Annotated in this window: 23 protein-coding genes and 3 pseudogenes; 12 read left to right on the top strand and 14 right to left on the bottom strand. The window is 62.1% G+C overall.

Annotated elements, in window-relative coordinates; all coding sequences use genetic code 11:
- Positions 1 to 38: 38 nt before the first annotated feature.
- A pseudogene (locus tag KBY65_RS14090) lies at positions 39 to 134 on the bottom strand (transposase); the annotation flags it as partial.
- A 424-nt stretch (positions 135 to 558) separates the two neighbouring features.
- Here KBY65_RS14090 and KBY65_RS12690 point away from each other — a divergent pair.
- The gene (locus tag KBY65_RS12690) at positions 559 to 972 is read left to right on the top strand and encodes a hypothetical protein (protein WP_255001816.1); all 414 of its coding nucleotides are present in this window, start codon (positions 559 to 561) and stop codon (positions 970 to 972) included.
- A 216-nt stretch (positions 973 to 1,188) separates the two neighbouring features.
- Positions 1,189 to 1,626, top strand: a complete 438-nt coding sequence (locus KBY65_RS12685; protein ID WP_094561500.1) for a CBS domain-containing protein — start codon at positions 1,189 to 1,191, stop codon at positions 1,624 to 1,626.
- An 18-nt stretch (positions 1,627 to 1,644) separates the two neighbouring features.
- On the opposite strand, the gene pdeM is transcribed toward KBY65_RS12685, so the two are convergent.
- On the bottom strand, positions 1,645 to 2,346 hold the full coding sequence (pdeM, locus tag KBY65_RS12680) for a ligase-associated DNA damage response endonuclease PdeM (RefSeq protein ID WP_094561477.1): 702 nt from the start codon (positions 2,344 to 2,346) through the stop codon (positions 1,645 to 1,647).
- 64 nt (positions 2,347 to 2,410) lie between these two features.
- Here pdeM and KBY65_RS12675 point away from each other — a divergent pair, with 64 nt between their 5' ends.
- Complete coding sequence (locus tag KBY65_RS12675; protein ID WP_233128761.1) at positions 2,411 to 4,477, top strand: 4Fe-4S binding protein; 2,067 nt, start codon at positions 2,411 to 2,413, stop codon at positions 4,475 to 4,477.
- Here KBY65_RS12675 and hemN read toward each other — a convergent pair.
- Positions 4,474 to 5,832, bottom strand: a complete 1,359-nt coding sequence (gene hemN / locus KBY65_RS12670; RefSeq protein WP_094561475.1) for an oxygen-independent coproporphyrinogen III oxidase — start codon at positions 5,830 to 5,832, stop codon at positions 4,474 to 4,476. The two genes, KBY65_RS12675 and hemN, sit on opposite strands and share 4 nt — an antisense overlap.
- Positions 5,833 to 5,873: 41 nt before the next feature.
- Entirely contained in the window at positions 5,874 to 6,476 is a 603-nt protein-coding gene (locus KBY65_RS12665) for a biliverdin-producing heme oxygenase (protein ID WP_233128753.1), read from the bottom strand.
- A 157-nt stretch (positions 6,477 to 6,633) separates the two neighbouring features.
- Here KBY65_RS12665 and KBY65_RS12660 point away from each other — a divergent pair, with 157 nt between their 5' ends.
- A complete protein-coding gene (locus tag KBY65_RS12660) occupies positions 6,634 to 7,029 on the top strand; it encodes a hypothetical protein (RefSeq protein WP_094561473.1) in 396 nt (131 codons plus the stop codon).
- On the opposite strand, the gene KBY65_RS12655 is transcribed toward KBY65_RS12660, so the two are convergent.
- From KBY65_RS12655 to KBY65_RS12640, 4 genes are all read right to left on the bottom strand, one after another.
- On the bottom strand, positions 7,022 to 7,726 hold the full coding sequence (locus tag KBY65_RS12655; protein ID WP_233128751.1) for a long-chain fatty aldehyde decarbonylase: 705 nt from the start codon (positions 7,724 to 7,726) through the stop codon (positions 7,022 to 7,024). The two genes, KBY65_RS12660 and KBY65_RS12655, sit on opposite strands and share 8 nt — an antisense overlap.
- Complete coding sequence (locus KBY65_RS12650) at positions 7,723 to 8,517, bottom strand: acyl-CoA desaturase (RefSeq protein ID WP_094561499.1); 795 nt, start codon at positions 8,515 to 8,517, stop codon at positions 7,723 to 7,725. The genes KBY65_RS12655 and KBY65_RS12650 overlap by 4 nt, the downstream gene beginning before the upstream one ends.
- 86 nt (positions 8,518 to 8,603) lie before the next feature.
- Positions 8,604 to 9,629 carry a magnesium-protoporphyrin IX monomethyl ester (oxidative) cyclase gene (gene acsF, locus KBY65_RS12645; protein WP_094561471.1) on the bottom strand — a complete coding sequence of 342 codons (1,026 nt, stop codon included), beginning with the start codon at positions 9,627 to 9,629 and terminating at the stop codon, positions 8,604 to 8,606.
- On the bottom strand, positions 9,629 to 10,096 hold the full coding sequence (locus tag KBY65_RS12640) for a hypothetical protein (RefSeq protein ID WP_143592915.1): 468 nt from the start codon (positions 10,094 to 10,096) through the stop codon (positions 9,629 to 9,631). The genes acsF and KBY65_RS12640 overlap by 1 nt, the downstream gene beginning before the upstream one ends.
- Before the next feature lie 111 nt (positions 10,097 to 10,207).
- Between KBY65_RS12640 and KBY65_RS12635 the strand changes: the two genes are divergently transcribed.
- The gene (locus KBY65_RS12635) at positions 10,208 to 10,552 is read left to right on the top strand and encodes an ArsR/SmtB family transcription factor (RefSeq protein ID WP_409996646.1); all 345 of its coding nucleotides are present in this window, start codon (positions 10,208 to 10,210) and stop codon (positions 10,550 to 10,552) included.
- Positions 10,552 to 11,208: a pentapeptide repeat-containing protein gene (locus tag KBY65_RS12630; protein ID WP_094561469.1), complete on the top strand. Its 657-nt coding sequence runs from the start codon at positions 10,552 to 10,554 to the stop codon at positions 11,206 to 11,208. Before KBY65_RS12635 ends, KBY65_RS12630 begins: the two co-directional genes overlap by 1 nt.
- Before the next feature lies 1 nt (position 11,209).
- On the opposite strand, the gene KBY65_RS12625 is transcribed toward KBY65_RS12630, so the two are convergent.
- The 3 genes and pseudogenes from KBY65_RS12625 to KBY65_RS12620 all read right to left on the bottom strand — a co-directional run bounded on the left by KBY65_RS12625 (position 11,210) and on the right by KBY65_RS12620 (position 12,537).
- A complete protein-coding gene (locus KBY65_RS12625) occupies positions 11,210 to 11,824 on the bottom strand; it encodes a glutathione S-transferase family protein (RefSeq protein ID WP_094561468.1) in 615 nt (204 codons plus the stop codon).
- Between the two features lie 221 nt (positions 11,825 to 12,045).
- Positions 12,046 to 12,273: pseudogene (locus KBY65_RS14085) on the bottom strand (GGDEF domain-containing protein); the annotation flags it as partial.
- A 12-nt stretch (positions 12,274 to 12,285) separates the two neighbouring features.
- Positions 12,286 to 12,537, bottom strand: coding sequence for a hypothetical protein (locus KBY65_RS12620; protein ID WP_094561466.1), 252 nt, complete (start codon positions 12,535 to 12,537; stop codon positions 12,286 to 12,288).
- A gap of 251 nt (positions 12,538 to 12,788) precedes the next feature.
- Between KBY65_RS12620 and KBY65_RS12615 the strand changes: the two genes are divergently transcribed.
- From KBY65_RS12615 to KBY65_RS12605, 3 genes are all read left to right on the top strand, one after another.
- A complete protein-coding gene (locus tag KBY65_RS12615; RefSeq protein WP_255001815.1) occupies positions 12,789 to 13,286 on the top strand; it encodes a DEAD/DEAH box helicase in 498 nt (165 codons plus the stop codon).
- 126 nt (positions 13,287 to 13,412) lie between these two features.
- Positions 13,413 to 13,685 (top strand): FitA-like ribbon-helix-helix domain-containing protein, encoded by a 273-nt coding sequence (locus KBY65_RS12610; protein ID WP_094561464.1) that lies wholly within the window; start codon positions 13,413 to 13,415, stop codon positions 13,683 to 13,685.
- 32 nt (positions 13,686 to 13,717) lie between these two features.
- Positions 13,718 to 14,140: a type II toxin-antitoxin system VapC family toxin gene (locus KBY65_RS12605; protein ID WP_094561497.1), complete on the top strand. Its 423-nt coding sequence runs from the start codon at positions 13,718 to 13,720 to the stop codon at positions 14,138 to 14,140.
- A 19-nt stretch (positions 14,141 to 14,159) separates the two neighbouring features.
- On the opposite strand, the gene KBY65_RS12600 is transcribed toward KBY65_RS12605, so the two are convergent.
- The 3 genes from KBY65_RS12600 to KBY65_RS12590 form a co-directional block, all read right to left on the bottom strand.
- Entirely contained in the window at positions 14,160 to 14,390 is a 231-nt protein-coding gene (locus KBY65_RS12600; protein ID WP_233128760.1) for a type II toxin-antitoxin system Phd/YefM family antitoxin, read from the bottom strand.
- 106 nt (positions 14,391 to 14,496) lie between these two features.
- Complete coding sequence (locus tag KBY65_RS12595) at positions 14,497 to 14,841, bottom strand: type II toxin-antitoxin system HicB family antitoxin (RefSeq protein ID WP_094561462.1); 345 nt, start codon at positions 14,839 to 14,841, stop codon at positions 14,497 to 14,499.
- A complete protein-coding gene (locus KBY65_RS12590) occupies positions 14,838 to 15,092 on the bottom strand; it encodes a type II toxin-antitoxin system HicA family toxin (protein ID WP_255001814.1) in 255 nt (84 codons plus the stop codon). Before KBY65_RS12590 ends, KBY65_RS12595 begins: the two co-directional genes overlap by 4 nt.
- Positions 15,093 to 15,259: 167 nt before the next feature.
- Here KBY65_RS12590 and KBY65_RS12585 point away from each other — a divergent pair, with 167 nt between their 5' ends.
- The 3 genes and pseudogenes from KBY65_RS12585 to KBY65_RS12575 form a co-directional block, all read left to right on the top strand.
- The gene (locus KBY65_RS12585) at positions 15,260 to 15,637 is read left to right on the top strand and encodes a VRR-NUC domain-containing protein (RefSeq protein ID WP_094561460.1); all 378 of its coding nucleotides are present in this window, start codon (positions 15,260 to 15,262) and stop codon (positions 15,635 to 15,637) included.
- A 303-nt stretch (positions 15,638 to 15,940) separates the two neighbouring features.
- Positions 15,941 to 16,552 (top strand): hypothetical protein, encoded by a 612-nt coding sequence (locus KBY65_RS12580; protein ID WP_094561458.1) that lies wholly within the window; start codon positions 15,941 to 15,943, stop codon positions 16,550 to 16,552.
- 125 nt (positions 16,553 to 16,677) lie between these two features.
- A pseudogene (locus KBY65_RS12575) lies at positions 16,678 to 17,050 on the top strand (hypothetical protein); the annotation flags it as partial.

The following is a 17,050-nucleotide window of genomic DNA, read 5'->3' as shown; positions in this document are numbered from 1 at the left end:
AAAGCCACTGTAGTTGCATCTGGTATGTCATTCATCACTCCAAGGCCAACAAACTTCTCGAAGGAACGACGGTCATTTACTTGGAATTCGACCTCTTCATCGCTTAAATTGAATAGCTGCTGGAGCACCAGCATCTTGAAAAGAATCAGTGGATCTATCCGTTTGCGGCCAGCATTGCTTTTGCGCTCTTGGCTATAGCCCTTATCAAGCAAAGGGCGGAATGATTCCCAAGGAATCGATTCAGTAAGACGTGTCAGAACAGGCTTCTTCTCTTGGAGCTTTGCAACTCTTTGTTGTTCGTCCCAGAAACCTCGCTGGCCCATGGAAAGCATGTAATCTTGGAGCCTTAGTATAATTCAAATTCGGTCGCTATCAAGCGATCTTGCGATTTTTCGAGGTGCCCTTAATGAGCTGAGCTATATTATAGATCGGGATTCTTAAGGGGTTAGTGAAAAACTGCAAATCCCTGGCTGGAAGCTTGGAGGGTGGAAGGCGGAGACGCTTGAGCATTCCTATGGCTCAAATTTTGGTGATATCGAATTGGCCTCAAACTATTCAGTGGCTCAGTTTGATATGGTTGTAAAGCGGCCTGCCAGCTTTTTCCTGTGGAAGTTGATGCTTCCTCTGGTGGTTGTCGTTTTGTCTGCTCTCGTGGCATTGCTTGTCTATCCCCAGTCACTTGATGCCCGCTTGGCCCTGCCGCTTGGATCACTATTAGCAGCTATTTTTCTTCAAAAGAGCTACTCAGATACTATCCCGGATTTAGGTTATTTGGTGCTGATGGATAAAATTTATCTGTTGGCTTATCCACTGATCCTTTTGGTTATGATCCGTGCCATCAAGTCGTATACAACGACCTATACCCCCTCTGATGCAGAGGTCCTGGAGATTCGCAAAGACGATCGCAAGGTGATGTCCATCCTGGGGATCGTCTTACTGCTTGGCTCGGTTCTGATCGTCGCCCTGCGCTGATCAATGCAGAGCCCTCGCCGTTCAACAACCGCTGAGGGCCTCCAAGATCGGTTGGAACAACGAATCAGGGCCACCGCTCCAGGCTCCGGAGGACCAAGGATGGAGACGGTGAGCAGGTTGCGCTCCTGAACCGGGCTTACCCCAGGCGGTCGCTGCCGCAGCAGAATGGAATGACTCGAATCCCTGCCCGTGGTGCAACAGCCCTTGTCCGCCGTGATGAGCACCCCGGTGCTGAGCGTCACGAGCGATTCCCCCCTGCAGGATGCTGTGAAGCTGATGAGCGAGCACCACATCAGCGGTTTGCCGGTGGTGGATGGCATTGGCGCCTTGGTGGGCGAGCTCAGCGAGCAAGACCTGATGGTGCGCGAAAGCGGCTTCCAGCCCGGCCCCTACGTGATGCTGCTCGATGCGGTGATTTACCTGCGCAACCCGCTCAACTGGGACAAGGAGGTGCATCAGGTGCTGGGCAGCACCGTGGGCGAGGTGATGGGCCAACACCCCCATAGCTGCAGCGCCGAGCTGCCCCTGCCGGCAGCCGCGGGCCTGCTGCATGAGCGCAGCACCCAACGCCTGTTCGTCCTGGATGGCGAGCGCCGCCCGGTGGGTGTGCTCACCCGCGGCGATGTGGTGCGGGCGTTGGCGGCTGCGGGCTAAATCAGGAGTATCAGCCGATCAGGGCCGGGCTAGCTGCCTTGAGCTCTGAGGCCAATCAACGATGGCCCCCTCTGCCACCAGCCAGATCCGTTCCCCTGGGGAGCAGGGATGGCCTCCGGTCAGGCGGCCGTAGGCGGGTAGGGCTAGGCGCTCACTGGTTTTGCAGTAGCTGAAGCAGGGCAGCCGCAGCCGATCGGCACCCCGGCCCACCACCGCCACTGGATGCAGGTGGCCGCAGAGGTTGAGCATGCCCGCCCGGGGCTCTGGAATGTGGCTCAGCCACCAGGGTCCCAGGGCTTGGGAAGGCTCCTGCGGCAGCCCCTCGATCCAGCTGCCCTGCTCATGGTTGCCGCCGATCAGGCGCAGCTTGCAGCCGAGCAGCTCCGGTAGGGCAGCCAGCTTGGCGCGAAGTTCGCCGGTGAGCCCCAGGCGGCTGTGGATCAGGTCTCCCAGCACCACCACCTGCTGGGGCTCCAGCTGATGGGCCAACTCCAGGAGCCCATTGAGGGTCGCGCCGTCGCCATCACTGGGCAGGGGAATGCCATGGGCCTGGAAGGTTTCCACCTTGCCCAGATGCAAATCCGCCACTAATAAGGTCCGGCGCTGGGGGTCCCACGCCGCCTTGGCTCCAAGCAGCTGCAGCGGCTGGTCCCGCCATTCAAAGCTGACGCTTGCTGCAGCAGAGCTTCGGTCTGCGTTCACACCATGCCCTTGGCGCATCGGACGTGGGAGCGTGTAGGGGCCATCATCGGTAACGCTGGTGCTACAGGATTCATCCGATCACCTGTTGACCCTGGCCCCGTACCTGCTGGGTCGGGTGCGTCGTGGTGTGGTCGGCAGCAGTCGCTATGCCCAGCGCCTGCGCGAGCAGATTCGCCAGGCTGCTGCTGACCCCGCTGGGCGAGCCGTTTTGATCAGCGGCGAGCCGGGGCTGGAGAAGGACAACCTCGCGGCCCTGATTCACTTCGGCTCTGCCTCGCGCCGGCAGTGGCTGGTGCGCCTGGATGGGTCCACGCTGCGGGCTGATGGCGCCAACCTGTTCGGCCAGTCAGGCAGTGATGGCGACGGGTCTTTGCTGGAGTGCCTCGGGAATGGTGCGCTGCTGATCGACAAGCTCGACCAGGTGCCGTCGTCACTGCAGCTCAGCTTGCTGGAGCTGGCTCGCACAGGGCATTGGTGCAGTCCGGGGGAGGGCAGCAGACCGCGCCAGTTCAGCGGCAGGGTGTTTTTCACCGCCGAGGCCGCCCTGCCTGCTTTTGATCAGGTCTGCGATCTGATTCGGGTGCCGCCGTTGCGGGTGCGGCGCCAGGACCTGGGCGAATGGTTGCGCTATGGGCTGCGCCAGCAGGCCCGTAGCTCCGGTTGGGAAGTCCTGCCGCAGGTCAGTGATGCGGTGGTGAGGCGACTCCAGAACTATGACTTTCCCAACAACTTGCGCGAGCTGGATGGGTTAATCGCTCGGGCCATGGAACAGGTGCGGCTCCAGGGCAGTGACAAAAAGAGTCCCCAGGGGGTGCTACTGCCTGAGGATGTGTTCTGGACAGCCAATCGTCCGCACCGGCTGAGATTCGATCTCTGGCGTTGGCGCCCTCCCCTGCGTCAGCTGTTGCGTCAGCCCTCGCTTTGGGCTGTCCTCAAATTTGGGGTGGTGAGCTGGTTGTTTGTGGCCGTGAACCTATGGCTGTGGCTGGGGCCTCAGTCTCGGGACCACAACGGCGCTCTCAACCTGTTCTGGGCTTGGTGGTGGCCCCTGATTCTGTTGTCGTACCCCCTGGTGGGTCGACTCTGGTGTGCGGTGTGTCCCTTCATGGTTTGGGGAGAGATCATCCAGGGGCTGGCCCGGCGGTTGGGTTGGCAGCCCAGGCCCTGGCCGCGGGGTGAATTGGACCAGTGGGGCGCGCCCGTGCTGGCTGCCGGCTTCGCTGGGATCCTTCTCTGGGAGGAGCTGGCAAATCTGGAGAACACCGCCTGGCTCAGCAGTTGCCTGCTGCTGGGCATCACCGCCGGTGCGGTGCTGGGCTCCCTGCTCTACGAGAAGCGTTTCTGGTGCCGTTTTCTCTGCCCAGTCGGTGGCATGAATGGCCTTTTCGCCAAGCTCGCCATGACTGAATTGCGGGCCCAATCGGGCACCTGCAGTGGCAGCTGCAGCAGCTACGGCTGCTTCAAAGGAGGGCCTGCGGTGGGGGAGGGACTGGCTACCGCCGGCTGTCCACTTGGCACCCATCCAGCCCACCTCACCGACAACCGCAACTGCGTCCTCTGCTTCACCTGCGCCGCTGCCTGCCCCCATCGTTCGGTGCAGCTGCGCCTAAGGCCACCGGCTGCCGATCTCCAGCGGGAGATGGATCTGCCCGCTGGAGAAGCGGGCCTGATCCTGGTGCTGGCGGGCGGCGTCACCCTGCATCATTGGCAGCGGCTGTTGGGCTGGTTGCCGCTGGCGCCCGAGAGTTTGCAGGCCGGTCCATTGCTGGCGCGCCTTGCTATCGGCCTGCTGGCGCTGGCGTTGCCGTCCCTTGGCTGGCTGGCATTGCGCCGCCTGCTGGGTCTCTCCACCAGCACCCTTTACCTGCTGCTGCCATTGCTCTGGGCTTTGCTGGTGGCCCGGCACCTGCCGCTGGGGCTCCAGGAGGCGGGACTGTTGTTGCCGGTGAGCTTCGGCTGGCCGGATTTGCCCCACTGGAGGGCCGACACTCACGTGATCGCTTTTTGCCAGAGCGCGGCCGTGCTGGTTGGAGTGGGGGGCACAGCCATGCTGATCCCCCGTTTTCAGCCAGCCGGCTGGAGCCGTTGGGGCGGATTGGCTCTGGTCCTGGCGCTGGCGGCGGCTGGACGCTGGTTGGTGACGGCTTAAACCAGGCGGGATCCAGAAGCGCGCTGTTGCTGTTGCGGGTCAAAGACCGCGGCGATGCTGCGGATCAGCCAGCGGCCCGAGGTGGTGACTGTGAGCAAGCCAAGCCGACCGCTGGTTTCCAGTCTCACTAACCCATCTTTGGCCAGCTCCTGCAATTCTTGCCACTCTCTACTGAAGCGATCAAGGTCGATGGTTGCCGCGAATTCGCACATCACCTGACGGATCAATTCGCGCCGCTCCAGGGTCTCCGCATCCTTCACCACTAGACCGCGCTCCACGGGCAGGCGACCCTCTTCGAGGGCCCGGGTGTAGGCCTTGAGGTCCCGTTCGTTCTGGGTGAATAGGTGCGGGAATTGGCTGATGGCGGTGGGCCCCACCCCCAGTAGCTCCAGCTCCCCACCGGTTGTGTACCCCTGAAAGTTGCGATGCAGCAGCCCAGCTCGGGCGGCCTCTGCCAGGCTGTCGCCGCTCAGGGCGTAGTGATCCATGCCAACAGCCTCGTAGCCAGAACTGCAGAGCAGCTGCTTGGCGTCTTCGAGCATCATCAAGCGGTCGCGCTGGTTGGGTAGATCGCTGGCGGCAATTTTGCGTTGCAGTGGCAACTGCTCCGGCAGGTAGGCAAAGGAGAACAGGGAGATCCGATCAGGGCGCAACTGCAGCACCAGTGCCAGGGTCTGGCGGAAGCGCTCCGGTGTCTGGAGTGGCAGGCCGCAGATCAGATCCACATTCACGCTGTTGAAATCCGCTTCCCGTAGCCAGCCCATCACCCGGAGCAACTGCTCCGCTGGCACGATTCGATTCACAGCCTTCTGCACTTCTGGATTGGCGTCCTGAATGCCAAAGCTGATGCGATTGAATCCCAGGCCCCGCAGATGCAGCACGTCATCACGACTGAGGAATTCTGGATTGACTTCAATGGATGCATCGAGGTTGGGATCGAGCTCGAAGTGCTGCTCCAGTAATCCCCAGAGCCGGGCGGATTCTTGCTGATTGAGGTAGTTGGGGGTACCACCGCCCCAGTGCAGTTGGGCGACCCGACGTCGTTGTGGCATGACGGCCCTGAGGAGCTCAAGCTCGATCCCCAATGAGGCCAGGTATGGCTCCACCACCTTGGAGCCGAGTTGGGTGGTCACCCGGTTGCAGCCGCAATACCAGCAGGCATGGCGGCAGAAGGGCACATGCACATAGAGCGAAAGTGGGGCGCTGGTTGGTTGGGCAAGTTGCCGGCTGAGCTCCCCTGCTCTAATTCCGATCTCAAACGCTGCTGCGGTGGGATAGCTGGTATATCGGGGAACGGGCTTGTTGTACTTGTGCAGCAGCTCGATCGGGCTGAGCGCAGGGGCGATGGCGGGCATGGGCGTGAGGGGTTGGGTGGGTGTTGGGATGAGTTGCTGCCTTAAATCTCGGCGAGCTCGGCTAGCAGTTTCTGGGTGAGCTTGAAGGCCGCTACGGCTTCATCCAGCAACTCTTCTTCCTCTGCTTCAGATAGATCCATCTGCTCAAAACCGTCATGCAGGGCTTTTTTTAGGGCAGGGATCTCTTGCTCAAATGACCAAAACTTCAGTGCTGATAAGCCATGGCGGCTAAGGATGGCGTTGGCCTGGCCCCCCAGTTGCTGTCCGCCGGAGAGATCCCCGCCGTAGCGCACATAAACGTGCGCCATCAGCCGGTGGGGTGCCTGGCGAGCCAGCAACTTGATCTGCTCCAGCCAGCTGGCTGCTGCAGCTGATGCCGGTGTTGCTGGCAATGCGGCGAGCTGCTTCAGGTCGTGCTCTAAGGCGTGCCTGCGGGCCAGATCTGACCAGGGCATGTTCGTTGCGCCAAGGGCGGTGGCCAAATCGGGGGCCTCCTGCTCAAGCAGGGTGTAGGCCGGCAGCAGCGCCCTCAGCAGGCCTGCCAGCTGCAGCGGCGTGGCTCTGCCTTCCAGCAGAGCCCTGGAAAACTCCATCCCCTCCGCCTGATGGTGGGCCTTGCCGATATGGGTATGCAGTTTGCGCAACCGTGGACCAAGGGTTTGACTCTGCTGCGAGGTGGTGGACAGGGAAGGAGAGGAGAGCATCGGACCTGCCCAGGACGGGCGGAGTAAACTCAATCAATGATATGCCACTACCGTTGTTACACTGTTCCGTGATTTCCAAAACGTTGCAATGCTCCCCATGGCCATACCCTTTGAGCCCCAGCCGGGCCCGCCGCTGACGGATCTCCTCCAGCTGCAGTTGCTAGTGGCTCCGTTCCCAGCGCTCAGCGGGGATGGCCAGCTGCGCGAACTGATGCTCGAGCGACGCCGTCATCAGGGGATCGGCGAGGCGGGCCTCTGGTACTGCCCGCCGAATCTCAGCTCAATGCTGGGTGTGGTTGGCCGGCGGAGCGGGATCGATCAACCAGTCCCAGCAGAGGGGATTGTCATCCTGGATCCCAGCGTCGCTGTCTGGCTGCAGCTGCGGTTGGGTGGCGATTTACGGCCCATGCTGCTCAGCAGTGCCTGGCTGATGAGCGAAGCGATTGATCTACCCTCCCCCGCGCCCCTCGCTGACCTGGCCTGGATCATCTAGTTGCAGCAGCAGCCAGGCCTCCGGTAACGATGCGTCTGGCTGCTGTTTGATCAAAGCCGCTGGCTTTCAGGGCTTGAAGAAATAGCTCGCTGAAATTTGCGAGCACCTCGTGCGGGTCCATGCCGATCGCCTTCAGGTCCTTAGCCAGGGTCTGCAGGATGGCCAGAGTGATCGGCAGGGCTTTGCGGCTGACCGTGCCGGCGGATGCCTGCGCTGCACCAAAATGGCCTTGCAACCAGCGCTCCGCGTAGCCCAGATGCTCTCCTTCATCGCTGATCACAGCGGCTGTGATTGGCTGGGCGTAGGCGTCGGCCACCGGCAGGTAGGCGTGGTAAGCCGAAAGGGCAAAACACTCCACAATCAAGCCCTGAATCACCAGGCAGCCCGGTAGGTCGCCCTGCTGGTTGCACCTCAGGAACAGCTCGTGCAGTGGGGCGAATAGGAGACGGGCTAGGCCTAGATCGGGCTTGATTCCAAGGTTGCGACCGCAGCCCATGAAGTCGCTGGCGTGGCGCCCTTCCATGGCGGCAAGTCGCTCCAGTTCCTGCTGATCATTTGGAATGGCGCGGGCAAGCAGTCGGAAGTGACGACCGGCAAGATTTTCACCCACCACCACCATGCCGTTGATGCGGCTGTAAGCATCGCGGTAGGCGGGGTTGGTGATGTCGGGCAGGGCTGCAAAGGGCATGGAAGTCATGAGGAGGAGGCGTGAAGAGGAGCGGCCAGGCGAATTCGACGGGCCAGGCCAAGTCGGCCCAGCATCTGGATGTGCCACCAGGTGAGATCGAGCTCCCACCAGCGAAAGCCCATGCGGGCACTACTGGGGTAGGCGTGATGGTTGTTATGCCAGCCCTCACCGAAGGTGAGCAGGGCCACCCACCAGTTATTGCGGGAGCTATCACCGCTCCTGTGGCTCACGTAGCCCCACCGATGGGTGGCTGAATTGACCAGCCAAGTTGCGTGATAGACAAGCACCATGCGGAGGGGAATGCCCCAGAGCACAAGGGCCCAACCACCGGCTCCGGTCGCCTGACCCAGCCCATAGAGAGCGGCCGCCAGGGGCAACTGCAGCAGCAGAAAGTTGCGGTTTAACCAGCGGTGGTAGGGAATCTGTTGCAGGTCGGGGGTGAGTTGGCGCACGAACTGCTTGGCTGGCACGGTGTGCAGCATCCAGGCGAAGTGGCTCCACCAGAAGCCGAGATGACTGTTGTGGTGGTCAGCTGGATCGTCGGAGTGCAGGTGGTGATGGCGATGCAAGCCCACCCAGTCGATCGGACCGTGCTGGCAGCTGAGGGCACCGCAGGTAGCGATAACCAGCTCAAGCCACCTGGGCACTTGAAAAGCTCTGTGGGCCAACAGACGGTGGTAACCCAGGGTCACCCCCACACAGGCGGTAAGCCAGTACAGCCCCAATAGGACCAGCAGTGCTGTTGGGCTCCAGAAGCGTGGCAACAGAGCAACCAACGCCAGCGCATGGATCGCCACCATGAACAACACCGTTCCGGTGCTGAACGGCAAGCGTCCAGGCACCACCTTCACCCCCTGCCTAAGGGCGGGCAGGGAAGTCGCTGCCCTCACGCGATTGCCCCAGAGGATGGCACCATCGGCTGGCTGAGCTGGCGCAAGAGCAAGCCTGCAAAGCGGGCCTTCAGGCCGAGAGACTTCAGCAACCGTGCCGGGCTAGCGGGCTCCTCCGCGCTGGATTTGATAGCCCGGAACACCTCCACCAGCTGATCGCGCAGCTCGAAATAGGCACGGCCATCCAGATCGAACACCACCGGAAAAGCACGCCGGGCTGTGCGGTTGGTGTTGCGCATCACCTCTTCATCGAAGCCACTGGGATCCATGCCCAGCAGCTTGTAAAAGTTGCCCCGCTCACACACCGTCAGGCTGTGGGTTAGAAACACACTCCACAGAAAGATGCGACTCAGTAACCGGCCGCGCAGTCCCTGCCGCAACCCCGGCCAGCAGCGCAGAAGCATATTGAAGATGTCGCCGTGGCGGTTCTCGTCCTGACACCAGGGCTCAAAGAAATCAAACAGGGGGGCGAAGTCGTTCTCTGGGTGGGCTTTGAGGTGCCGATCGATCAAGATGTAGCGCCAGTAGCCGATCTTTTCGGAGAGAAACACCGAATAGAGCACCCAACTCAGCGGAAACCAGGTGATCGGCCGCTTGACGCTCAAAGCCGGCAAATCGATCTCAATACCCTCGGCCACCAGGGCCCGGTTGAGAAAGCCGGCATGGCGAGCCTCATCACGGGCCATCAAATTGAAGAGGCGGCTCAACTCTGGGCGGCCTGCCTTTTGAAGCTGGCGCGAGAGCTCTTTGAACAGCAGAAAGCCGGAGAATTCCGACACGCAGCTGCGCACTAAATAGCTCTCGTAGGCTACTTTCTCCTCTGGATTCAGGGCCCGCAGCCGATCGAGGGGGGCCTTGCGATCGAAGTGATCGCGGTTGTAATCGGCCTCCATCTCGTTGAGCATCGCCTCGAAGGCAGCGCGCTGGCCCACGAGATCGGTCTTGGCGGCCTTGTCGATTTCGGTGGTGTAAAAGCGCGGGGTGAGCAGGTTTTCGCGCAGGTGGGGAGCAGAGGTGGTCATCAGAGGGAGGGGGTGAGGGCGGCAGCGCGGGCGTAGGCCAGGGCATCGGGCCCGTGGCGATGGCCGTGAAACCACTGCTGGAGTTCCATCAGCCAGGGCAGCCGCGCGGCTCGCAGGGTTTCGGCAACCTCCCAGCCGGCAGCAGCGGCAGCGACGGCCTCGCAGTGGGCAGCCCGGTGGCCAGGGCAAAGGCAGCCGCGCTGAGCGAGCCAGCGCTCCTCTAGCCGCAAGTGCAGGCGCAGCCCCCTCACCAGCAGGAGGCAGTCGCGGCGATCAGCGAGCAGCTCCAGAGCACTGCGCTCCTTGTCGGCTAGGCAGTGGCGATCGACCAGATCGTCAAGCAGTGCTTCGAGACGGTCGTGCTGGCGCTCCAACAGTCCCTCCTGCTGGGGCCACTGCAGCGGCCACATAGCCGGTGCGGCGGCGGGGGGCAAGGGATGGGGAGGCGCGAGGGACTCAGGCGACATGGACGCAGCAACAACAGGACAACAGCTTAACGTCATAACGGCATCATGTTACGCAATTTACGCAGTAGCTAGAGTTTGTGGTGATCCGCTAGCACAAGGATGAGTTAAGATTTGATTGGTCTTTTTGCCACCTCCCTCCCCGAGGACCCGATGGAAGCCCTGGCCGACTACTTCAAGGTGTTTTCAGAGCCGAATCGGCTTGCCGTGCTCCACGCCCTGCGGGCAGGCCCCCTCAACGTGACTGCCGTTGTGGACAGCACCGGCCTGAGCCAGGCGCTGGTGTCGAAACATCTCAAGCTGCTCACCATTGCCGGGGTGGTGCAGCGCCGACCAGAGGGAGCCCTCGTTTATTACGAGGTGGCTGACAAGGGGGTCTTCAAACTGATTGCCCAGGCTGAAAAGCTATTGCTTGCTTTTCGCCGCCACCAACTAGATGCCCTTGCCGCCTTTCTCTGATGGCAGAAGAGCAGACCAGTCGCCAATATCTCCGTGCGGCCTTGGAGGCTGGCGAGCGCAATTTTCAGGGTCTGCGGCTCGGTGGTATCGACGGTCTCGACCTCGACCTCTCTGATTGCAACCTGGAGGGCAGTTGTTTTAAGGAAGCACGTTTCGGCCATGCCCGCCTGCGGGGGGCGCAGGTGCAACACTGCTGCTTTCAGCAGGCGTTGCTGTGGGGAGCAGACCTCTCATCAATGCAAGCCCAGGGATCCTTCTGGCACGAATCCGACCTTTCTGGCTGCCGCCTTCAGGAATCGAACTTTGATCGGGCCGTGATGCACCGCTGCTGTCTACGCGGCGTTGTGGCTGCTGGCAGCAGCTGGAAACAAGCGCGGTTGGTTGAAGCCGATTTCCGCTCTGGACTCGACCAACTCACGGATCTTGGCCATGCTGATTTCGCGGAGGCTGACCTCAGTTTTGCCCTGTTAGAGGGCGCCAATCTGCGGGGCGCCAACTTGCAGGGCAGCTGCATCTATGGAGCCAATCTTCGTAGCTGCAATCTGCGCCAGGCGGATCTAAGTGGTTGCGACCTGCGCGATACCCAGCTGCAGGGAGCCGACCTGGAGGGTGCCTGCTTGGCTGGGACCCTTCTGGCGGAATCCCAAAGATCCTGATCTAAGCCCTGCCCATGGCGCGTTGGTAGGCCGGCCGGGCCTGGGTGGCTGCGATCGTGGCCTGCACGTTGGGGTAGGGCGTTAGATCGATCTGGGGGAAGAAGATCGGCAGATAGGCCAGGTAGGCATTTACGGCGCAGTCGGCAACGCTCCAGGCTGGATCGCCCCAGGGCCCTGCCAGTAGGGAGCGGCCCCCTGCCAGCAGCCCATCGAGCACCCCCAGCAACTGGGGGAACTCCCGCTCCCGGTTGGCAGGCACAAACAGCGCCACCGCCAGGGTGGCATTGGCAAACAGGATCCACTGGTTTGCCAGGGCTCGCTGGGCCGCCACCTCAGCTGCCGTGCCAGTGAATTCGTTGGCGTGGTGATCGGCTAGGTGCAGCAGAATTGCGCCGCTTTCAAACAGCTGCAGCGGTTGGCCGCCTGGTGCTTGCAGGGTTTCATCCACCAGCGCTGGCACCTTGGCGAAGGGGTTAATGGCACAAAAGTTGTCTCCCTTGTGCTCGCCTGCCTCCATGTCGAGCTGAATCCAGTCGTAGGCAATCCCCTTCTCCTCCAGATACCAGCGGGGCATGGAGGCGCGGCTGCGGGCGCCGCCGTAGAGCTTCAGGGGCATTTATTAGGGCTGGGTGGTTTAGGAGTTGCGGCAGAGCCTTTGAATGTCGGCAATGCGATAGAGGCTGGCCTTCTCCGCACCTCGGGCTGAACGCCATTGGCTGCAGAGGGATGGCTTTGACCCTTCAGCGGCGATAATTGTTGCAGTAGTAGACGCGTCAGCCATGACCATCGCCTTGTTGATTGCTCTGGCCGGTTCCTTGGCCCTGATGGCCGTGATCGTCAAGCGCCTGGAGCAGGCCTGAGCCAGCGGCTGCATGAAGGGAGGCACGACTCAGCTGCACAGGATTGCTCTTGGCCTGCTTCCGGTACGAGCACCACTAATTCATCGCCGCCCTGACGGCAGAGCAGGTCGCCCTCGCGGATCACATTCCGAAACAGATCCGCCACGATCTTTAGTACTTGGTCGCCCACGTTGTGGCCGAACTGGTCGTTTACAGACTTGAAGCCGTGGAGATCGAGCTAGAGCAGCGCGACACCGCGGCCATGGCGCTCCAGCTGCTCCATCAGCATCGAGCGGTTTGCCAACCCGGTGAGGCTGTCGTGCTGGGCCATGAAGTGCACGGCCTGCAGCATGCCTACGTAGTACTGGGGCTCGAGGCTCTCGTCGCGCACCGTGGAGATGTTGAGGTGATGGCTTCTGATCTCACCGCTGAGTACCAGGTTCCAGATGTCGCCCTCCCAGAAGCCCTTGTGCAGCACCTCATCCCACATCCGCTTGCAAAAGTGTTGTTGGCCATCAGGATCCGGGGATCTACCCTCACGACGGTATTCCTGAAATCAAACGCTAGCTATGGCGCCTTCGGCTAGCTCGGCTGCCCTAGGAGGAGCTTAATTTGAAAATCCTGCCGCTAGGATTGGATTAGCAAAGCTTTTAATCCATGCTGACCGAAGTCAATCCTGGATTTCATGTTTGGCACGTCTAGTGTGATCATCAAGGGGTGAGTCATAAAAAAAAGGAGTGGTTGAATGATTTTAAGGGCACCGACATCCCTTCTGTGGGCGGCGCGATCCTGATGCGCCCCACCGCTTCCCTGAGCCTCTATTTGCAGATGGTTGGCCGGGCCCTGCGGCCCGCACCTGGGAAGCAGGAGGCCGTGATCCTCGATCACGTAGGCAATGCCCATCGCCATGGCCTGCCGACCGATGAGCGCGAGTGGCACCTGGCCGGTCGGCGCCGGCGGGAGGGGGTCTCGATTCCGATCAACGACTGCCCGGTCTGCTTCTGCAGCTGCCCCAGTGCTGTGCAGGTCTGCCCGGACTGCGGCCACTTGTTCCTGACCGAGGAACGCGATGAGCAGCGCCGTGGGCTCCAGCAGCTCGAGGGCGAACTGGTTGAAGTCACGGGCGAAGCCCGCCACCGGCCCAAACCCAACCAGCAGCAGAGGCCCCGGCGCACGCACCCGGCAGCTGGCTGCCGGACCTTCGAGGAGCTGCTGGAGCGGGAGCAGGGGCGCGGCTAGCAAGAGCGGCTGGGCCAGGCACGTCTGGGGCGCTCGGCAGCGCAGCACTTAATCGCTGGGCAAGCGAGCAGCTGCCAGTGGCCTTAGCGTTGACAGCAGTGCTTTCAGTGCAAGCGGGAGTCGCCCATGGCCACGCTCACGATCCGCAACCTCGACGAGCGCACCAAAGCGCAGCTGCGCATTCAAGCCGCGCGCCATGGACGTTCCATGGAGGAGGAAGCGCGCACGATCCTCCGCGCCGCCATCGAAGCCCGGCAGCCCGTCGCTGGTGGCAAGGGCCTTGGCAGTCGTATCCATGAGCACTTTGCCCAGCTCGGTGGCGTGGAGCTGGAGCTGCCTGAGCGATCTTCCCTGCCGACACCAGCCGAATTCGACAGCGACGCGGAGCTTGCGCGCTGAGGACACCACTTTCAGCAAGGGGAGGGTTGGCCGTGATCGTGCTCGACACCAATGTGATCTCGGAGCTGATGCGCCCGCAGCCAGAGCCACGGGTGCTGGCCTGGGCCGATGGTCTCGATCCAGAGTCGGTGGCGATCACAGCCATGAACGAGGCTGAAATCCTGCACGGCCTGGCCCGGCTGCCGGATGGCCGCCGTAAGCAACAACTGCAGCAGAGCTGGGATGCGCTGGCGACCGATCTGTTCGCGGGCCGGATTTGGCCCTTCACCAGCGAGGCCGCCCACTGGTATGGCGAACTGCTGCGGCGACGCGAACGGCTGGCCCGGCCGATGGCCACAGCGGATGCAGTGATCGCGGCCACGGCGCTGGCCCATGGAGTTCCCCTGGCCACCAGAGACACGGCCGACTTCGCGGAGATCGTCCTGGAGTTGATTAACCCCTGGGACGTGCCCTGACCCGCCCTGGCCTTTGTGCCTAGAGCCGCATGGTCTGGATGGTCTCCACCGCGCTGGAGGCCTGCTCGGGCAGGGAATTCCTCAGGGCCTGGAGCTGGGGCAAGAGGTCGCGTACCGCTCGGCGCGGCACCAGCTCAGCAATGGCCTTGCCGCGGCGGGTGATCACCACCGACTGACCGGCTTCCACCACGTCAAGCAGGCTCGAGAGCTTGGCCTTGGCTTCTGCTGCCGTCACCTCACGGATGGCCACAACCAACGATCGAGACCCCATTTCTAGGTCCGTCTTGCTGGTGTCAGGGCTAGAGCCAATCTCAGATCCCAACGGCGAATGATCTGAACAGTGCGAGTCGACGGGCCTATCCGTTGCCGGCGGCCGCCAGAGAGCGCTCTAGGGCCTTCTGCGCAAAGGCATTGAGGCTTTGATCGCTGGCCTGAGCGCGTAGGGCCAACTGCTCATGCAGCTGCGGTGAGATGCGCAGGTTGAACTTGCCCGAGAACTGCCGGCGCGGCTCGATCCCCTTCTCGCGGCAGATCTCCAGGAAGACATCCAACGACTTGCGGAACTCCCGGCGCAGCTCCTCGGGACTGGAGCCATAGAAGTCAGCCCCACCAGTGAGGCCAAGGATCTCGCCGCGAAACAGATCAGTGTCTTCGTCGTAGTCGATGCGGGCGTGGAAACCGCCCTGGGTCATCAGGCTCATGGGGTAACTCCGTGTTGTTCAATCCAGCGGCGGATGGAAGCGACAGCTCCCTTGTCGGTGTTCGGCGAGGGGTGGGGCCTGTGGAACACCCGCACCTCGTCGAACAGAACAACCGCAACGCGGCTGCCTTCCCGTTCGCTGATCTCTGCGCCGAGCTCCTGAAACAGGGCAAGCACGTCGCGCCAGGGAACGCTGCCGCTGACAGGCCTGACGAAGATCAACTCAAGGGTGCGCTGGTGCTTGCGCTTCATGTACTAACGGTACTGCTTTTTGGTACTGCTGCCAAGTCGTCGCGCTGCAGTTGCCTGGCTGATTTGAGTCGTATTGGCTGCCGGGCCGCTACAGCCAATACCTGGCAGGTATTCGCCAAATCGCCAATGCCTGCCGCAGGCCACCACCCAGCCCGGCAACAGGAGGCATGGCCTCCTCCCCGTCTGAACACGAGATCCAGCAACGCATCCGCCTGACTTGCGGACGAGGGGTGGTGCGGCTCTGGCGTAACAACACCGGTGCCCTGGTCGACCAGCAGGGGCGCTTCGTGCGCTTTGGGCTGTGCAAGGGCAGCAGCGACCTGATCGGGTTGCGCTCACTGGAGATCACGCCCGAGCTGGTCGGTCAGAGCATTGCCCAGTTCGTTGCCCTGGAGATCAAGACGGGCTCCGGAACCGTCAGTCCCGAGCAGCGGGCCTTTCTGCAGCTGGTACAGCAGCTGGGCGGCTTGGGCGGGGTCTGCCGCTCGATTGCAGAGGCCCAAGCGGTCCTGGACCTGGATCCCATGGCCGGGTCGGTCCAATGAACAGGCCCGAACTCCGCAAGCAGCTGCAGGCCTTGGCCCGTCGCTATCCCGGCATCCACCCGTACACGCTGGTCCTCCGCTTCCAGGCCCAGACGGGCCGGGTTCTCACCGTTCAACAGGTCGAACAGCTCTTGGCCGAGCCAGGAAATGACCGAGACCAGCCTGCCAAGCTGTAACAAGCTATGGCTAGCAGTGCCAAGCAGCGTTTAAGATTGGGCTATGGCACAAGCAAAGAAGCCCGTAAAGCGCACGTACCAGGCCGTCCTTGACTGGCAGGACGAGTCCCGCAGAGCCTTCGGGAAGATGCTTCTCAACTGGCGGCGCCGTAACGGCTGGACCCAGTACACCGCCTGTGAATGGGGCACAGAAGCCGAGTTTGAGGTGATCTCCTACGGGAATCTCTCGGTGATAGAGCAGGGCAAGGCCGGTGAGCTGCGCCAGAAGGCCTTCTTCCAGCTCGAGGAGCTCAACCGTCGCCTGGAGGAGAAGGACTGGGGACCGGTCAAGTCGCAGCGGTTGAAGGACCAGTTGAAGGATGCGGAGCCCCTACACGGCGATGACGGCAAGCTCTGGGATGCCGTGGACTTCTGGAGCTGCTACATCGGCTATGTGCCGGTGCCCAGGGCCTTTCAAGCAGCGCCAGCGCCGACCCTGACCTCGAAGCGCGCCGAGGAGATCTGTCAGAAATGGCGCCAGCACGTGCGCCGCGTGATCAAGGAAGGCGGTCTCGACGTCACCCAAGCCCTGGAGCAGCTGGTCAAGGGTGCACCGAAGGAGCACCAGAAGCGTTTCTCAGAGGTGCTGGCCATCGACGACTACAGCTCGGTTGAGCTGGCCCAGCTCTGGGTTGATGGCGAGGATTTCCTTCCCGAGCAGTGGATCGGCGCCTGGGAGCAGAAAGCGCTGGGTGCCTGATCGGCCGCTCTGGCGGACGCAGCCAGGGACAACCCAGACGATTGCAAGCAGAGCCTGGAGTTGCGCCTAGCGTTAGCAAGCCGCTAAGTTCAGGCCAGCGGGCACAAGCCCGGCTCTCTGATGTCATGACCCAATCCCTCGCACGCGCAGGCGTGCCAACCGACGCTCTTGAACTGCTCGACGAAAAGGGCAGTGCCGAGCGAGCTCTCACTGTCGCCCTGGCCTCCTTTCAGGAGCAGGTGCAGGCCGTTCCATCACTTGATCTAGCTGCTGTGGTCGAAGCAGCCAGACCAGCCTTTGCCTCGGGCATTGCCTTCAGCGCCCAGCTGGTCGACATCCACGGCCGCAACAAGTTGCGGGTCACGGTGATGCTGTCTGCCGACAATGAAGTTGGCCGGTCGGCGACAAGCTCGTTGGCCGGTGGGGTGAGTGCTGGAGAGCCTGGTGCCGATGCGCAGGGACCAGGGGATGCCGGCACCACTGACCAGTCACCAACGC

This window comes from Cyanobium sp. Alchichica 3B3-8F6 (assembly GCF_024346435.1).
GTDB lineage: Bacteria > Cyanobacteriota > Cyanobacteriia > PCC-6307 > Cyanobiaceae > Cyanobium_A.
This window is presented reverse-complemented; position numbering and strand designations above follow the sequence as displayed.

Excerpts from the sequence above, each read along its gene's own strand:
- KBY65_RS12630 (WP_094561469.1), top strand. The coding sequence starts at position 10,552 with ATGGCAGAAGAGCAGACCAGTCGCCAATATCTCCGTGCGGCCTTGGAG.
- KBY65_RS12585 (WP_094561460.1), top strand. The coding sequence starts at position 15,260 with ATGGCCTCCTCCCCGTCTGAACACGAGATCCAGCAACGCATCCGCCTG.
- KBY65_RS12685 (WP_094561500.1), top strand. The coding sequence starts at position 1,189 with ATGAGCACCCCGGTGCTGAGCGTCACGAGCGATTCCCCCCTGCAGGAT.
- KBY65_RS12655 (WP_233128751.1), bottom strand. The coding sequence starts at position 7,726 with ATGACTTCCATGCCCTTTGCAGCCCTGCCCGACATCACCAACCCCGCC.
- KBY65_RS12590 (WP_255001814.1), bottom strand. The coding sequence starts at position 15,092 with ATGAAGCGCAAGCACCAGCGCACCCTTGAGTTGATCTTCGTCAGGCCT.
- KBY65_RS12620 (WP_094561466.1), bottom strand. The coding sequence starts at position 12,537 with ATGTGGGATGAGGTGCTGCACAAGGGCTTCTGGGAGGGCGACATCTGG.
- KBY65_RS12660 (WP_094561473.1), top strand. The coding sequence starts at position 6,634 with ATGGCCATACCCTTTGAGCCCCAGCCGGGCCCGCCGCTGACGGATCTC.
- KBY65_RS12640 (WP_143592915.1), bottom strand. The coding sequence starts at position 10,096 with ATGTCGCCTGAGTCCCTCGCGCCTCCCCATCCCTTGCCCCCCGCCGCC.
- KBY65_RS12580 (WP_094561458.1), top strand. The coding sequence starts at position 15,941 with ATGCTTCTCAACTGGCGGCGCCGTAACGGCTGGACCCAGTACACCGCC.
- hemN (WP_094561475.1), bottom strand. The coding sequence starts at position 5,832 with ATGCCCGCCATCGCCCCTGCGCTCAGCCCGATCGAGCTGCTGCACAAG.
- acsF (WP_094561471.1), bottom strand. The coding sequence starts at position 9,629 with ATGACCACCTCTGCTCCCCACCTGCGCGAAAACCTGCTCACCCCGCGC.
- KBY65_RS12610 (WP_094561464.1), top strand. The coding sequence starts at position 13,413 with ATGGCCACGCTCACGATCCGCAACCTCGACGAGCGCACCAAAGCGCAG.
- KBY65_RS12595 (WP_094561462.1), bottom strand. The coding sequence starts at position 14,841 with ATGAGCCTGATGACCCAGGGCGGTTTCCACGCCCGCATCGACTACGAC.
- pdeM (WP_094561477.1), bottom strand. The coding sequence starts at position 2,346 with ATGCGCCAAGGGCATGGTGTGAACGCAGACCGAAGCTCTGCTGCAGCA.
- KBY65_RS12650 (WP_094561499.1), bottom strand. The coding sequence starts at position 8,517 with ATGGTGGCGATCCATGCGCTGGCGTTGGTTGCTCTGTTGCCACGCTTC.
- KBY65_RS12625 (WP_094561468.1), bottom strand. The coding sequence starts at position 11,824 with ATGCCCCTGAAGCTCTACGGCGGCGCCCGCAGCCGCGCCTCCATGCCC.